Genomic DNA, 15893 nt, shown 5'->3' on the forward strand with positions numbered 1-15893 from the left:
AATGGAAAGTCACAGCCAACTGCTCAAGCTCAGCGCGCTGATGCTGGACTACCCGCGCGTCGAACTGCGCGAGGAAAGCCTGGCGCTGCACGCCCTGATCCGTACCTGCGACCTGCCGGAAAAGCAACGCGACGGTCTCGCCGCGCTGCTCAACGAGCTCTGCCAGGGCGACATCCTCGACGTGCAGGCCCGTTACGATGGGCTGTTCGAGCGCGGCCGCTCGGTCTCGCTGCTGCTGTTCGAACACGTGCACGGCGAAAGCCGCGACCGTGGCCAGGCCATGGTCGACCTGCTGGACCGCTACACCCAGGCGGGCCTGGCCATCGACGTCAACGAGCTGCCGGACTACCTGCCGCTGTACCTGGAGTTCCTCGCCCTGCAGGACGCCGAGTCGGCACGGGTCGGCCTGGCCGAAGTCGCGCACATCCTCGCGCTGATCGCACTGCGCCTGGAGGAGCGCGGCAGTGCTTATGCCGCGGTCTTCCATAGCCTGCTGGAACTGTCCGGCGAGCAGCCTGACCTCGGCGCGCTCAAGCGCGACCGCGAGCAGGAAGTGCGCGACGACAGCCTGGAAGCCATCGACAAGGCCTGGGAGGAAACTCCGGTGAGCTTCGCCGAACCCGCCGCCGGCTGCCCGTCCACCAGTGCGCGACGTGTCTCCACGTCCGCCGAACAACCCATGCAGTGGGTCGCCCAGCCGGTTCCGCAGATGCAGTACCGGGCGGCCAGAGAAGGAGTCTGAACATGTCCCTCGATCTTCTAGCGTTCGGGATCTATCCCTACGTCGCGCTCGCCATCTGCCTGATCGGCAGCTGGGCCCGCTTCGACCTCTCGCAATATTCCTGGAAAGCCGGCTCCAGCCAGATGCTGAGCAAGAAGGGCATGCGGGTCTACAGCAACCTGTTCCACGTCGGTGTGCTGTTCATCCTCGCCGGTCACTTCGTCGGCCTGCTGACCCCGCACTCGGTCTACGAGCACCTGATCAGCACCGAGCAGAAGCAACTGCTGGCGATGGTCTCCGGCGGCTTCTTCGGCGTTCTCTGCTTCATCGGCCTGACCGGCCTGATCCTGCGCCGCCTGACCAACGAGCGTGTACGCGCCACCGGCAACGCCTCGGACCTGATGATCCTGCTGGTGCTCTACATCCAGCTGATCCTCGGCCTGTCCACCATCGTCGCCTCCACCCATCACCTGGATGGTTCGGTGATGGTCATGCTCGCCAACTGGGCGCAGTCCATCGTCACCTTCCAGCCGCTGGCCGCCGCCGAAGCTATCGCGCCGGTATCGCTGGTCTACAAGCTGCACGTGACCCTCGGCCTGACCCTGTTCGTGCTGTTCCCCTTCACCCGCCTGGTGCACATCGTCAGCGCCCCGGTGTGGTACTTCGGCCGCCGTTACCAGGTGGTCCGTACCAAGCGTCGCGCAGCCTGAACTTGAGCCTTCCCACTCCCCGTGGGGGAGTGGGAAACGGAGGTGATCGAAATGAGTTGCTCCCACTACGAAGCCAAGGTCGAACACGTCGACCTGCCGAAAATTGCCGTCAACGGTGTCGCCATCGACGAGGGCGAACTGGCCCGCGAGCTGCAATACCATCCGGCTTCCAGTCACGGCGAAGCCCTGTACTCCGCCTGCCGTGCGCTGGTCGTCCGCCAACTGTTGGTGCAGCGCGCCGACGCGCTGGGCCTGACGGCCGAAGCGGAGGAGGGTGAAGCCCCTGAGGAAGCCCGTATTCGCGCCCTGATCGACCGTGAAGTCGGCGTGCCCGAAGCTGACGAAGCCAGCTGCCGCCAATGGTACGAAGCCAACCCGACCCGCCTGACCGCGCCCTGGCGCATGCGCCTGCGCCATGTGCTGCTCGGCTGCGCGCCGGACGATCTGGAAGGCCGCGCCAAGGCTCGCGAACAGGCCGAGGAACTGCTCGCCGAACTGCGCGAGCACCCCGAGCGTTTTGCGGAGAAGGCCATGCGTTTCTCCGACTGTCCGTCCAAGGACGACGGCGGTGACCTGGGCTGGATCGAGCCGGGACAGACCGTCCCCGAGTTCGAGAAACGCCTGCTGCAACAGCAACCCGGCCTGCTCGGCCACCCGCTGGAAAGCCGCTACGGCCTGCACGTCGTCGAGCTGATCGAGCGCGATGGCGGTGAGCCGCTGGACTTTGCCGAGGCGCGCCCGCGCATCGCCGCCTACTTGCGTGCTCAGGTGCTGCAGCGTGCGGTCAGCCAGTACATCAGCGTACTGGCCGGCGATGCCCGGATCGACGGCTTCGTCTTCGACGGCGCGGAGAGTCCGCTGGTGCAGTGAACCGGTTCCGGGCCCCTCTCTCCCGACCTTCCCTCCCCAAGGAGGGAGGGGCTTCGGAAACGGATACGAATCTCGGTGCTCATGCCCTGGGCAAGAGAACCGGCTGGAGTGAATCACCATGTCCGAATGGATCGACGGCCAGGGCCGCAAGGTCGACTACCTGCGCCTGTCCGTAACCGACCGCTGCGACTTCCGCTGCGTCTACTGCATGGCCGAGAACATGCGCTTCCTGCCACGCCAGCAGGTGCTGACCCTGGAAGAGATCGAGCGGGTGGCACGACTCTTCGTCGAGCGTGGCGTGAAGAAGCTGCGTCTCACCGGCGGCGAACCGCTGGTGCGCCCCGGCATCGTCCACCTCTGTGAACGTCTCGCCGCACTGCCGGGACTGCGCGAGTTGTGCATGACCAGCAACGGCTCGCAGCTGACCCGGCTAGCCGGTGATCTGCGCGCTGCGGGCCTTGCCCGCCTGAACATCAGCCTCGATACCCTGGACCCGCAACGCTTCGCCGCCATCACCCGCACTGGTCGCCTGGAGCAGGTGCTGCGTGGTATCGACGCCGCCCAGGAAGCTGGCTTCGAGCACATCAAGCTGAACTGCGTCGTAATGAAGGGGCGTAACGCCGACGAGGTGCCGGCGCTGGTGGACTACGCCATCACCCGTGGGCTGGACATCAGCTTCATCGAGGAAATGCCCCTGGGCCAGGTTGGTCGTGAACGCGAGGAAAGCTTCTGCTCCAGCGACGAAGTCCGCGCGCTGATCGCCGAACACCATGAACTGCTGGACAGCGCCGAACACAGCGGCGGCCCGGCACGCTACGTGCGCCTGGCGCAGCATCCGGGCACGCGCATCGGCTTCATCTCGCCGCACTCGCACAACTTCTGCTCCACCTGCAATCGCCTGCGCCTGACCGCCGAAGGCCGCCTGCTGCTGTGCCTGGGCCACGAGAATTCCCTGGACCTGCGCGGCTTGCTGCGCCGCCATCCGTTGCATGACGAGCCCATCCTCGAAGCCCTGCGCGGTGCCCTGCAGCGCAAGCCGGCACGCCACGAATTCAGCGTCGGCGACGTACAGGTGCTGCGCTTCATGAACCTCAGCGGCGGCTGATCTCTCGGCGGGCCTTGCGCCCGCCTTCTGCCTTGCATTCCTTATCGGCCCTGCCTGGACTCCGCCTGGCAAAGCCGCTTTCGTAGGATGGGTAGAGCGAAGCGAAACCCATCAGTCACGCGCCTCGCTTGCCAGTCAAAGAAAAAGGCCCCGACGACATGAGCGTATCGCGGGGCCTTGGGCAATCTGCCAAGTTGAACCGTGGAAGCTACGGAAAATCATGCGAATGAGCTGTTCTATTCCTCCTCGGATTGGCTGGAACACCTCCAGCCTAAGGCCGGCGCTCCACGGCGGACATTCCTCCGAAGGAGTAGCGGCGGGGCAGCAAAGGAGAGTGTGCCGGACGGTCGCAGGACGATTGACGTTCTGTACTTTTTAGTCCAGATTGGATTTTAAGTTTATGCGTGCTGACACGCATGGACGAACAATAACAAGACGGTCGCCTGGGTGAGAGCAAGGCAATGCTGCCGCGGTGTTCCGCGCCGCGCCCCCGGACGAGCCATGCTCTTCCTGTGCACTGCCAACGAAGTACCGGCCGCAAGGCTGCCGGGTTCCCAGACTACGCCACGGAGTTCATCGATGAATCGTAAAGCCCTGCTGGGCGGCCTGTTGCTGGCCACCTTCGCCACCTTCTCCCATGCTGACGACAAGCCGCTGCGCATTGGTATCGAGGCGGCGTATCCACCCTTCGCCTACAAGACGCCCGAGGGCGGCATCGCCGGTTTCGACTACGACATCGGCAACGCCCTGTGCGAGCAGATGAAGCGCAAATGCCAGTGGATCGAGCAGGAGTACGACGGCCTGATCCCCTCGCTGAAGGTACGCAAGATCGACGCCGCGCTGTCCTCCATCACCATCACCGACGAGCGCAAGCGCTCGGTGGACTTCACCCACAAGTACTACTTCACCCCGGGCCGCCTGGTGATGAAGGAAGGCGCCCAACTGGATGACCAGTTCAGCCAGCTCAAGGGCAAGAACGTTGGCGTGCAGCGCGGCTCCACCGCCGACCGCTTCGCCACCGAAGTGCTGGGCAAGGCCGGCGCCAACGTGGTGCGCTACACCAGCCAGGACGAGATCTACCTGGACCTGGTCGCGGGCCGTCTGGACGGTACCTTCGCCGACTCCATCCCGCTGCAGATTGGCTTCCTGGATACCGAGCGCGGCAAGGGCTTCGCCTTCGTCGGGCCGGAGTTCAAGGACCCGAAATACTTCGGCGAGGGCGCTGGTATCGCGGTGCGCAAGGGTAATACCGAGCTGGTCGGCCAGCTCAATGCCGCTATCGATGCGCTGCGGGCCAATGGCAAGTACAAAGAAATCGAAGGCAAGTACTTCAAGAGCGATATCTACGGCGATTGATCTTCCGCCGAGCCATGGAAAAGGCCGCCTTCGGGCGGCCTTTTTCGTTGCGCCGGCGTCTCCCTGTAGGAGCGAGCCATGCTCGCGATCCGTCGGCAGGGCCGACGCTTGTCTCGGCTCTTATGGTGCTGGCTTTTACTGCTTCGGCTTGGGTATTTCTGCGCCGCTTTGGCGTACGCATGGACTTCCTGTTTCGCCCCCTCGGGCGACCCACTTTGGCAAACGCCCCAAAGTGGGCAAAGGTCTTGCCCCAATCATCCGGTTTTTCGCTTGGGGCGAAAAATACCCTCGTTGAAGCGAAGTTTCAGGGGCACGCGTCGAAGGGCCATCCCTGGCCCATCGCCGCTCTCGCGACATCCATGTCGCTCAACCCCTGAAACTCCGCTTCAACGAGGCCTCCTGAACGGGGCATTCGGCGCGTGCGGAGATTTCTCTGGAAGTCTCTAGGAGCCAGAGCCAGAGCCAGAGCCAGAGCCAAAGCCAAAGCCAAAGCCAAAGCCAGAGCCAGAACCGGAACGGGATATTGGCATTTCGTAGGAGCGAGCTTGCTCGCGAACCCACCCAACTCGGCGCCCCCGTAGGAGCGGACCTTGTCCGCGAACCCACCCACCTGCACGGCGGCAACAGGAGAACCTCGCCGTAGGATGGCGTGGAGCGCAGCGATACCCATCGATCCTGGCGTGCAGGTCGCAAGGGGATTGCGAGCATTCGCCCGTGAGTGCGGCAGAGTGCGGTTCGCGAGCAAGCTCGCTCCTACAGGTGGCGGCAAGCGAGGAAGGAAAGCCTCAGGCCTCTTCCTTCAACTCCTTCAGATGCTTGTAAACCGTCGCCCGCCCCATGTTCAGCACGTTGGCCACATAGTTCGCCGCGCTCTTGCCCTTGAATGCGCCCTCGGCGTGCAGCGCCAGGACCAGTTCGCGCTTGTGGTCACGGCTCAGGGTATTGAGGCTCAGCTGGCGCTGGCGCAGCCAGGCGTGAAGGAAGGTGTTGATCCGCTCCTGCCAGTCGTCGCGGAACAGCGCGTCCGGCTGGGGAATCAGCTTGTTCGAGGAGAGGAACAGGTCCAGCGCCGCCTTGGCGGTCTCGAACAGGGTGATGTTGAGGTTGATGCACAGCACCGCCAGCGGCTCGCCCTTGCCGTCGCGCAGCACGGTGCTGACCGAACGAATCTTCTGCCCGTCCCAGTTGAGCTTCTCGTAGGGGCCGATGTTGCGCTCGTCGCCGCTGCCTTCGAGCATGTCCTCCAGCGCCGAGTCGTCGCCGATCTCGCGCTTGGAGATGTTGTTGGCCAGATAGGCCACGCGCTGGTTGCGCAGGTCGTGGATGACCACCTCGGCATGGGGGAAGAACAGGGTGGCGATGGCGTCGGCGATGGCCTTGTAGTTGTCCAGTGGGTCGGCGGCGGTCATGGGCAAGGCTCTCGAAGGCGATGGGGCGGGCGCTGGCGAGTGTGCCGCAAGCGCCCGCGGGCTGTCACGGTCAGTTCGGCAGCAGGCGCGCCGGCGACAGCATCCCGGCCGTCAGGCCGTGGCGGGCCAGATGCTCGGGCAGCGCCTCGCCGCGGATCAACGTGGCGCTGGCCTCGCCCATCGCCGCCGAGGTCTGGATGCCGTAGCCGCCCTGGCCGGCCACCCAGTAGAACCCCGGCGTGGCCGGATCGTAGCCGGACACCAGGTCGCCGTCGGCGAAGAACGAGCGCAGGCCCGCCCAGGTGTGGCTGGGGCGGCGAATGCTGAGGGTGGTGTGCTCCTCGATCTGGTAGATGCCCAGGGCGATGTCCAGCTCTTCGGGCTGCACATCGTGGGGCTCCACCGGGTCGGCATTGGCCGGCGAGCCGAGCAGCATGCCGGCGTCTGGTTTGAAGTAGAAGGATTCGTCCAGGCTCACCAGCACCGGCCAGGCATGGCTGTCGACCCCCTCCGGCGGGCTGAACAGGAAGGCCGCGCGACGCTTGGGCGTGAGGCCCAGCGGGGCGACGCCGGCCAGTTCGGCGACCTTGTCGCACCAGCCGCCGGCCGCGTTGACCAGTACCGGCGCGCGGTAGCTCTGCTGTGCGCAGCGCACTTCCCAGCTGCCGTCGATACGGCGGATTTCCAGGACTTCGCTGTCCAGCTGCACGCTGCCGCCGTTGCGACGGATGCCGCGCAGGTAGCCTTGCAGCAGACCGTCGGTGTCGATGTCGGCGGCGCTGGGGTCGATCATCGCGCCGTGGACCTTCTCGCGACGCAGGACCGGGACGATGGCGCAGGCTTCGTCGGCAGACAGCAGGCGCATTTCCGGCACGCTGGCGCGGGCGCTTTCGTACTGGCGCTGGAGCTCTTCCGGGTTGCCTTCGAAGTCCACGGTCATCTCGCCGCGCGGGGTGAGGATCGGGTGCTCGACGAAGCCTTCGGGCGGGTTGTCGAAGAAGGCGCGGCTGGCGGCGGTCAGGGCGCGTACCTGCGGCGTGCCGTAGGCGACGGTGTAGAGCGCTGCCGAGCGGCCGGTGGAGTGGTAGCCGGCGTGGGACTCGCGCTCCAGCACGGCGACCTTGCCGTGGCGGGAGAGGAAGTAGCCGGTGGAGGCGCCGGCAATACCGCCGCCGATGATGAGGAAGTCGACTTCGATCATGTTCGTCTCCGGCTCAGGCGTTCTTGGTCTGGAGATGGTAGAGCGCATTGGACAGGGCAACGTCTTCCAGGCCCAGGCCGATGGAGCGGAAGAAGGCGTGGCGCTGGTACTCCGGCTTGGCCGCCTGGCCGCTGACCAGTTCCGGCAGGTCGCCAACGATTTTGCCGTCCCAGCCATGTTCGTCGCGGGCCAGGCGCATCTCGCCGGCAGAGGCCGGGGTGGTGGCGCGGTAATCGCAGTACACGTCCATCTGTGCCAGCGACTGCGGCGGTACTTCGTGGGCGCGGGCGACGTTGGTGCTGATGGAGGTGATCAGCGCCGGTTTGCTGAGAATGGCCGGGTCGAGCACTGGGGTGCCGGAGGAGGTGCACAGCAGCACCACGTCGGCATCGGCCACGGCAGCTTCGATGCTGGCGGCCGGTTCGGCGCGGGCGTCAATGGCGCCGAACTGGGCCAGCACGCCGGCGCTCAGGTTCGGCGAGTAGATGCGGATGCTCTGCCAGTCGCGCAGGCCGGCGACGTAACGCAGGTGCGCGCGGGCCACCGGGCCGCTGCCGACGATGACCAGGCGCCTGGCGTCCGGGCGGGCCAGCTCCTGCACCGCCAGGGCGGTGGTGGCGGCGGTGCGCGCGGTGGTCAGGCTGCCGGCGTCGCACAGCAGCAGCGGCTGGCCGGTCTCCATGGACATCAACAGGCTCCACGCGGTGACCAGCGACTTGGGCTGGCGCACGATGTAGGGCGAAGTCTTCACGCCGTAGACCTTCTGCGAGGCCAGCACGCCCAGGTAGTTGATGAAGTCGCCGCCGCCGTTGGGGAATTCCACCAGTTGCTGCGCCGGCTGAACGGCGTTGCCACCGGCCAGCTCGACGAACATGTCGCGCATGGCCTGGAGCACGTCGACCTGTTCGAGCAGGCGCTCGGCGTCGGCCTGGTTGAGGGTGAGAGGCGTGGCAGCGGACATGGCAGAACTCCAGATGTGGATTAATTTTTCCATTCTGGACTCTATTGTCTTGATCAGCAAGGGCAGGTGGACAGATGGGCAACTGCTTGCGTAGGAGCGGACCTTGTCCGCGATCACCGCGATAGCGGTGCATGGACAGGGATGCCGGCCTGCCGGCGCGGATCGCGGAGAAGCTCCGCTCCTACGGAAGCCGAAGCGCGGAGCTGGCCTGTAGGAGCGCCCCATGGGCGTGATCGCGGGCATGGCCCGCTCCTACAGGAAGCACGCGAGTTACAGCTTGAACTGCGCCACCAGCTCTTCCTGGCTTCCGGCCACGCGACGCAGGTGCTCGCCGCAATCGCGGGTGTGGGCGGCGGTCTTGCGGTTTTCCACGGTCATGTCGCTCAGGCGGTGCATGTGCTGGTTCACTTCCTGGGTCGTGGCGGCTTGCTGTTCGGCGGCGGCGGCGATCTGGAAGGCCATGGCGTGTACGCCTTGCAGGGACTCGTCGAGTGCACCGAGGGTCTGCAGCACCGCCTGGGTGTCCTGCTCAAGGGTATGGGCCTGCTCGCTGGCGCCGCTCATGCTTGCCTGGGCCTGGACCGAAGAGTCGCCGAGGCTGCCGACGATGGCGACGATTTCGTCCGTGGCGCTGCGGGTGCGCTGGGCGAGGTTGCGCACTTCGTCGGCCACCACGGCGAAGCCACGGCCCGCTTCGCCGGCGCGGGCGGCTTCGATGGCGGCGTTGAGGGCGAGCAGGTTGGTCTGCTCGGCGATGGAACGGATGACGTCCAGCACCGAACCGATCTGCTGGCTTTCGCCGGCCAGGGTCTGCACCACGCCGTCGGCCTGGCGCAGCCCGCTGAGCAGCTGGTCCTGGCGGCCGATCATGTGCTGCAGTGTGTCCTGCATCGCCGTGAAGGCCTCACGCGCGGCGGCGCTGCCATCGGCGCTGCGGCTGGCGCTGCTGGCGATTTCCTGCACGGTGGCGGCCATCTGGTCGACGGCGCTGACCACCATCTCCAGGGCTTCCTGCTGCTGGTCGAGGTGGCTGCTGGTGCGCCCGGCGGCGTCCAGGATGTCGCCGCTGGCATCGCCCACGGCCTCGCTGGCCTGGCGCAGACGCTCGACCACCTGGCGCCAGGCCGCGGTCATTTCGCGCAGGGCCTGCATCAGTCCGCTACTGGCGTCGGCATCGTCGCCCAGGCGCAGTTCGCCACCGGCCAGTCGCTGGGCCAGCGCCGCCATGTTCGCCGGCTCGCCGCCCAGCGGTCGCATCACGCTGCGGCTGACCAGCCAGGTCCCGACGGCCACACCCAGCAGGGTCAGCAGGCCGAGCACGAGGATCTGCCACATCAGCTTGCGCACCGGAGCGAAGGCCTGGTCCTGGTCCATTTCCGCCACCAGTGCCCAGTGCTGGCCGTCCAGGTTCAGCGGGACGAAGGATTTCAGCGCCGGCTGGTTGTTCAGGCCGGCTTCGGCGAGGCGGCCCTGTTCGCCGGCCAGGGCTTTCTCGATGGCCTGACCGGGCAGGGCGGAGGGGCTTTCCTTGGCGCGGCGCACGTGATGATCGGTGAAGCGCACCGAGTCCGAGCGCAGGCCGCCGTCATTGCCCACCAGATAGGTCTCCCCGGCGTCGCCCAGGCCCTGGCGGTTCTGCATCACTTCGTTGATCGCCGAGAGCGGCAGCTCCAGCACCAGCAGCAATTTCAGCTGGTCGTTGTCCTTGATTGGCGCGGCCAGCCATTGCACCGGCTGCTGGTTGTCCAGCGCCGGCTCCAGATCGCTGATGCTGGCCTTGCCGCTGTCCAGTGCCGAGCGGATGAAACGCCCGAACGGGGTATCGCGCCAGGTCGGCGTGCCGATGTTCTGCTGGTAGTCGGCGCCGCGCCCGAGGCTGAAGACCACGGTGCCGTCGCCGGTCACCAGGCGCAGCTCGCGGTAGCCGAAGGTCTTGATGAAGTTCTCGAACACCGGGCGGTCGTAATTGGCGGTGGTTACCAGGGCATCGCTGTCCAGGCCCGCGTAGTTGCTGCCGAGGCTGTTGGCGAGGCTGCTGAGCTGGTCGTGCCGCGCCTTCCACGCGTCCATCAGTTGCCGCTGCTTGATGCTGGCGACGGCTTCCAGGGCATTCAGGCTCTGTTCTTCGAGGGCTCGGCTGGCCTGCAGATAGACCACGACGGCCATCACCAGTACGGGAATCAGGCCGATCGACAGGAAACTCAGGGCAAGTTTGGCGCGCAGGGGCATGGGAGGATTCCGGCGAGGGTTCTTGGAATGGTTCCCGCCTGCCGTGCAAGAAGCGTGCGAATTATTTTACGACTGTAAATAAAATTGATCGAAGAAGTCGCGTGACGGGCGCTCAGGCAGGCAGATGGCGTGTTGCCATTGTTTGCATGGGAACGGCGTCGGGTCTTCCCGGCGGGTCCGGCAGGAAAATCAGGCGGCTCCCTGGTGGGGGAGGGAGGGGAGGTCGTCACCGGACGTAACGCCTGTGGAAACAAAAAAGGCGAAGCCGGATGGCTTCGCCTTGTTTTGGAGCAGAAAGCTGGTGCAGCAGCGGATCAGTGCTTGCGCGGTACCGGCTTGAGCAGCTCGGTCGGCGGCATCTCGCAGTTGATCTTGCGGCCCAGCAGTTCCTCGATCGGCGGCAGGGCGAAGGCATCGTCCTCGCCGGCGAAGCTGATGGAGGTGCCGGTGGTGCCGGCGCGGCCGGTACGGCCGATGCGGTGCACGTAGTCGTCCGGATCTTCCGGCAGGGTGAAGTTGATCACGTGGCTGATGCCGTCGACGTGAATGCCGCGACCGGCGACATCGGTGGCGACCAGCACGCGGATCTTGCCTTCACGGAAACCTTCCAGAACCTTGATGCGCTTGTGCTGCGGCACGTCGCCGGACATCTGGGCGGCGCTGATGCCATCCTTGGTCAGGCGTTCCTCGATGCGGCGCACCTCGTCCTTGCGGTTGGCGAAGACCATCACGCGGGTCCAGTCGTTCTGCGCGATCAGGTTGTACAGCAGCTTGTACTTGTCGCTGCCGGCAACCGCGTAGACGTGCTGCTCGACGGTGTCGCTGGCGACGTTTTCCGGTTCGATCTCGACGATGGCCGGGTCCACGGTCCACTGCTTGGCCAGGTTCATCACGTCGTCGGTGAAGGTGGCGGAGAACAGCAGGGTCTGGCGCTCGCCCTTGTACGGGGTCTGGCGGATGATCTGGCGGACCTGCGGGATGAAGCCCATGTCGAGCATGCGGTCGGCTTCGTCCAGCACCATCACCTCGACCATGTCCAGGTGCACTTCGCCGCGCTGGTTGAAGTCCAGCAGGCGGCCCGGGGTGGCGACCAGGATGTCGCAGAAGCGCGATTCCAGGGTGCGCAGCTGCTTGTCGAAGTCCATGCCGCCGACGAAGCTCATGACGTTCAGGCCGGTGTACTTGGCCAGGCCGATGGCGTCGTTGGCGATCTGCACCACCAGCTCGCGGGTCGGCGCGATGATCAGCGCGCGCGGCTCGCCCATGTAGCGCTCTTTCGGCGGCGGGGTCTGCAGCAGCTGGGTGATGATCGAGATGAGGAACGCGGCGGTCTTGCCGGTGCCGGTCTGGGCGCGGCCAATGGCGTCCTGGCCGCGCAGGGTGAAGCCCAGTACCTGCGCCTGGATCGGCGTGCAGTACGGGAAGCCCAGGTCATGGATGGCATGCATCAGACGCGGGTCGAGGTTGAAGTCGTGGAAACGGGTCTTGCCTTCGGCCGGCTCGACCACGAAGTCTTCCAGCTTCCAGTTGTCCACCACCGGCGGACGCGGCTTGCGCTCGCGGCGCGGCTTGTCGGCCTTGGGCTCGCGCGGCTTGTCGGCGCGCTCGGTCTTCTCGCCGCGCTCGGCTTTCTCGGATCGCTCGGCGCGGGGCTTGTCGCCCTTGGGAGCGCGGGCCTGCTTCTCGGCGGCCTCGCCTTCGGGGCGCGGATTGCGCGGTTTGCGCGGACGCTTCTCGCCGCTCTGGGCGGGCTCGGAGGCAGCGGGGGCGGGGGCTGCCGGCGTGGCGACGGGCTGCTCGCCCTCGCCTTTGCTGAAGATTTTCTTGAGTGCTTTGAGCACGGTGGTCTCGTACTGGTTAAGGAATGAACGGCCGCCAGTGTAATGCAAGATGCCCGCAGGGCGAAGTGCCACAGGATTTCCCGGGCTTGACGGGACGGGTAAATGCCGTGTTGCGGTGACGGCGATAGGCCTTACGGCAGCGTTTCCAGCAGCAGGCGGCGCACGTTGCCGCCCATGATGGCGGCAATGTCCGGCTGGCTGAAGCCGGCTTCGGCAAGGCCCTGGGTCAGCTGCGCCAGGCCGCTGGTGTCGAAGGGCGTGTGCACGGCGCCGTCGAAGTCCGAGCCCAGGGCGATGTGCTGCACACCGACCTTGTCGGCGGCGTAGCGGATGGCCTTGACGATGGCCTTGACCGAGGTATCGCACACCGCGCCGTCCCAGTAGCCGATGCCGATCACCCCGCCGGTGGCGGCGATGCGTTGCAGATGGGCGTCGGTCAGGTTGCGGATGCCCGGACAGGTACCCTCGACGCCGGTGTGCGACACCAGCACCGGGCGGGTGGCGATGGCCAGCACGTCGTCGATCAGCGCGCGGGAGGCGTGCGCCAGGTCCACCAGCATCTTCTTCTCTTCCAGGCGGGCGATCACCTCGCGGCCGAAGGGCGTCAGGCCGCCTTTCTTCAGACCGTGGGCGGAGCCGCCGACTTCGTTGTCGAAGAAGTGGGTCAGACCCATGATGCGGAAACCCGCGTCGTACATGCGGTCGATGTTCTCGAGCCGGCCCTCCAGCGGGTGCAGGCCTTCGGTGGCGAGTACGGCGGCGACCTGGTTCGGCTGCTTGTCCCAGGCGTCGAGGTAGCGGGCAAAGTCGGCTCGGCTGCGCACCAGCGTCAGCTTGCCCTGGCTGGCGGCGACAGCTTCTTCGAGCATCCGGCCCTGGTAGAGGGCACGTTCGAGCAGGCTGGTCCAGGTCGCGCGCGGCCAGCGCTGGGCGATGATCAGCGGGGTGATGTTGTCGCTGTCGGCGCCATTGCGCTCGTAGTTCAGGCCACGCGGGGTCTTGGTGACGGTGGAGAATACCTGCAGGCCGACGTGGCCTTGCAGCAGACGCGGCAGGTCGCTGTGGCCGTAGTCGTGGCGCTCCAGCAGGTTGCGGTCCCAGAGCAGGGCGTCATCGTGCAGGTCGGCGACGAACAGGGTCTTGTGCAGGGCGGTGGCGGCATCGGAGGCGGGGTAGGGCGGCGGGGCGGCCACCGTGTTCATCTTGCGGTCGAAATACCCCGGCAGGTTGAAGAAGATTCCCAGGCCAACGGCCACCAGTACGAGCAAAGCGATCAAGGTCTTGCGCATTTCAGCATCCCGGCTGTCTTGTTCTTGTGCGCGGACTGTATCAAAGGGGCAACGGCAGGTGCGGGAATTCGGTGGCGGCTCATCCCACCAGGCGGTTGCGGCCTTCCTGCTTGGCCTGGTAGAGCGCGCTGTCGGCCCGCAGGATCAGGTTTGGCAGGTTTTCCTGGTAGTCCATCTGGGCCAGGCCCAGGGATACGGTGACGCCGGGCAGCACGCCCATCGGCGAATAGAAGGTCTTCACCTGTTCCAGGCTCTGGCGCAGCCGGTTGCCGATGCGCCGGGCCTCATCCACGCCGATCTCCGGGAGCAGGATGACGAACTCCTCGCCGCCGTAGCGCGCCATGCTGTCCTTTGGGCGCAACTGGCTGCGCAGGGTGTGGGCGACCAGGCAGAGGGCGTAGTCGCCGGCCAGGTGGCCGTGCTCGTCGTTGTAGTCCTTGAAGTGGTCGACATCCAGCATGAGCAGGCACAGCGGGTGCTCGTTGAAGGCGCAGCGGGTGCTTTCCCGCTCGTAGATGTGTTCCAGCCAGCGCCGGTTGAACAGTCCGGTGAGGGTGTCGATGTTGGCGTTCTGCTCGGTGTCGAGAATGATCCGGTTGCCCTGGCGCACCTTTTCGCAGAGCACGCCGAGCAGGTTCTGCATGACTTGCGGGGAGTGCTGGAAGAGGCTGATCAGCGCTTCGCGATGCAGGCGCAGCACGGTGGTCGATTCACCGGCTACCACGTAGGCGGAGGGGTGGTCGTTGTCGATGAAGCTGATTTCGCCAGCGCAGTCGCCAGGCTTGAGAGTGGTGACCGGCTGGTTGTCGAGCGAGCCCAGGTACACCTTCAGTTGGCCGTGCAGGACCATATAAAGGAAGTGGTTGCGATTGAACGGCGAGAGGAGGATTTCACCGGTTTCCAGCTCGCAGGCGCGGAAGTCCTTCAGCAGCTGTTGCAGGCTGGCCGCGGCCACGTTCTGGAACAGGCGTAGGTGCTGCAGTTGCTGGATGTCCTCCTTCCATTGCGCGGGCTTCATGGCGCGACGGTGGAGGCAGGGAAGGGACTGATGATGTGCACGACCGACTCTCCCTAGTAGTCCAATACGCACATTGAGCCATCAGTATTAATCAGATTTGGATACTGGCAATCTGGCGTCATGCCGGGCCGACCGGCGGTCGGCCCGGTGATTCATCGGCTCTCCAGCGGCTCAGGCCGCTCGCCTGGCTGGGCCGGCAGGGCTCGCCGGCCCATTCCCGCGGGGATCAGAGGCGCTCTCGCAGCCACGCGGCGATGTCGCCGAGTTCCTCGTTGCTCACTTCATGACTCATCGGGTAGGTGCGCCACAGCGCCGGGGCTCCGTTGGCGATCAGGAAGTCGTACGCGGCGCGGCCCATATCCGGCGTCACCACGTCGTCCAGCGTGCCGTGCAGGCAGAGCGCTGGTAGCTGCCGTTGGGCAGCGGACAGGCTGGCGCCTTCCCCGAAGGTCGGGCCGTAGGTGGACAGGGCCATCACGCCGCCCAGTTCGCCGTTCCAGCGCAGGTAGCCGGTGTGCAGCACCACGGCGCCGCCCTGGGAGAAACCGGCAAGGATGATGCGGCTGGCCGGGATACCCTGGTCGATCTGTCCCTGGATCAGCGCGATCACGCCGTCGGCCGAGGCCTCCAGCTGCGCTTCGTCGATGGCGCGGGCCGGCGCCATGGCGAGGATGTCGTACCAGCTCGGCGCGGGCATGCCGTTGAACACGGTTACCGGACGGGTCGGCGCCTGCGGGAGGATGAAGCGGGTGCCGGTGAAGCTGCGCTGCAGCAGCTGTGCTACCGGCTCGAAGTCGTAACGGTCGGCCCCCAGGCCGTGCAACCAAATGACGCAAGCGTCGGCCGGACGGGAGGGTTCGAGGATCAGGGGCTGGGTCATGGAGGCTCCAGAGTGGGGCGTGCGCTCTAGGAAGGCGCATCGCGTGCGAATACGGTCGAAAGCGCGCTGCAAGAAGATGTCGCATTGCCATAACTTGCAGGACTTGACGCTGCGGGATTGTAGGAACTTTCGCAGAGCTGGTACGGGCCTTGCTATCTCAGGCTCCAGGCTGTGCCACCCCGCTTGCGGTAACACTTTACCGACCCCATCCGGAAAGCTGTACCGCAAGCGGGGTGGCAAGGGCCTTGGGCCGCTTCAGGGCCCGTCGACGTCCGGCCGCGGTCAACGGTTGGCGCGACGGGC

Annotated in this window: 13 protein-coding genes; 5 read left to right on the plus strand and 8 right to left on the minus strand. The window is 65.9% G+C overall.

What is annotated here, in order from left to right:
- Position 1: 1 nt before the first annotated feature.
- The 5 genes from narJ (at position 2) to J5M67_RS23255 (ending at position 4762) form a co-directional block, all read left to right on the plus strand.
- The gene (narJ, locus tag J5M67_RS23235) at positions 2 to 742 is read left to right on the plus strand and encodes a nitrate reductase molybdenum cofactor assembly chaperone (RefSeq protein ID WP_207887776.1); all 741 of its coding nucleotides are present in this window, start codon (positions 2 to 4) and stop codon (positions 740 to 742) included.
- A gap of 2 nt (positions 743 to 744) precedes the next feature.
- Entirely contained in the window at positions 745 to 1431 is a 687-nt protein-coding gene (gene narI / locus J5M67_RS23240; protein ID WP_207887712.1) for a respiratory nitrate reductase subunit gamma, read from the plus strand.
- Positions 1432 to 1482: 51 nt separating this feature from the next.
- A complete protein-coding gene (locus tag J5M67_RS23245; protein WP_207887714.1) occupies positions 1483 to 2301 on the plus strand; it encodes a peptidylprolyl isomerase in 819 nt (272 codons plus the stop codon).
- A gap of 118 nt (positions 2302 to 2419) precedes the next feature.
- Positions 2420 to 3406, plus strand: coding sequence for a GTP 3',8-cyclase MoaA (gene moaA / locus J5M67_RS23250; RefSeq protein ID WP_207887715.1), 987 nt, complete (start codon positions 2420 to 2422; stop codon positions 3404 to 3406).
- Positions 3407 to 3985: 579 nt separating this feature from the next.
- On the plus strand, positions 3986 to 4762 hold the full coding sequence (locus J5M67_RS23255; protein WP_207887717.1) for an ABC transporter substrate-binding protein: 777 nt from the start codon (positions 3986 to 3988) through the stop codon (positions 4760 to 4762).
- A gap of 785 nt (positions 4763 to 5547) precedes the next feature.
- On the opposite strand, the gene J5M67_RS23260 is transcribed toward J5M67_RS23255, so the two are convergent.
- The 8 genes from J5M67_RS23260 to J5M67_RS23295 all read right to left on the minus strand — a co-directional run bounded on the left by J5M67_RS23260 (position 5548) and on the right by J5M67_RS23295 (position 15590).
- Complete coding sequence (locus tag J5M67_RS23260) at positions 5548 to 6171, minus strand: transcriptional regulator (protein ID WP_207887720.1); 624 nt, start codon at positions 6169 to 6171, stop codon at positions 5548 to 5550.
- A 70-nt stretch (positions 6172 to 6241) separates the two neighbouring features.
- On the minus strand, positions 6242 to 7372 hold the full coding sequence (locus tag J5M67_RS23265) for an FAD-binding oxidoreductase (protein WP_207887722.1): 1131 nt from the start codon (positions 7370 to 7372) through the stop codon (positions 6242 to 6244).
- A gap of 13 nt (positions 7373 to 7385) precedes the next feature.
- A complete protein-coding gene (locus J5M67_RS23270; protein ID WP_207887724.1) occupies positions 7386 to 8333 on the minus strand; it encodes an ornithine cyclodeaminase family protein in 948 nt (315 codons plus the stop codon).
- 270 nt (positions 8334 to 8603) lie between these two features.
- Positions 8604 to 10562: a methyl-accepting chemotaxis protein gene (locus J5M67_RS23275; protein ID WP_207887726.1), complete on the minus strand. Its 1959-nt coding sequence runs from the start codon at positions 10560 to 10562 to the stop codon at positions 8604 to 8606.
- Positions 10563 to 10876: 314 nt separating this feature from the next.
- Positions 10877 to 12403: an ATP-dependent RNA helicase RhlB gene (rhlB, locus tag J5M67_RS23280; protein WP_207887729.1), complete on the minus strand. Its 1527-nt coding sequence runs from the start codon at positions 12401 to 12403 to the stop codon at positions 10877 to 10879.
- A gap of 131 nt (positions 12404 to 12534) precedes the next feature.
- On the minus strand, positions 12535 to 13692 hold the full coding sequence (locus J5M67_RS23285) for a dipeptidase (protein ID WP_207887731.1): 1158 nt from the start codon (positions 13690 to 13692) through the stop codon (positions 12535 to 12537).
- 79 nt (positions 13693 to 13771) lie between these two features.
- Positions 13772 to 14710: a GGDEF domain-containing protein gene (locus J5M67_RS23290; protein ID WP_207887733.1), complete on the minus strand. Its 939-nt coding sequence runs from the start codon at positions 14708 to 14710 to the stop codon at positions 13772 to 13774.
- A 226-nt stretch (positions 14711 to 14936) separates the two neighbouring features.
- The gene (locus tag J5M67_RS23295; protein ID WP_207887735.1) at positions 14937 to 15590 is read right to left on the minus strand and encodes an alpha/beta hydrolase; all 654 of its coding nucleotides are present in this window, start codon (positions 15588 to 15590) and stop codon (positions 14937 to 14939) included.
- Between the last annotated feature and the right edge of the window lie 303 nt (positions 15591 to 15893).

This window comes from Pseudomonas sp. 30_B, assembly GCF_017491605.1.
Classification (GTDB): Bacteria; Pseudomonadota; Gammaproteobacteria; order Pseudomonadales; family Pseudomonadaceae; genus Pseudomonas.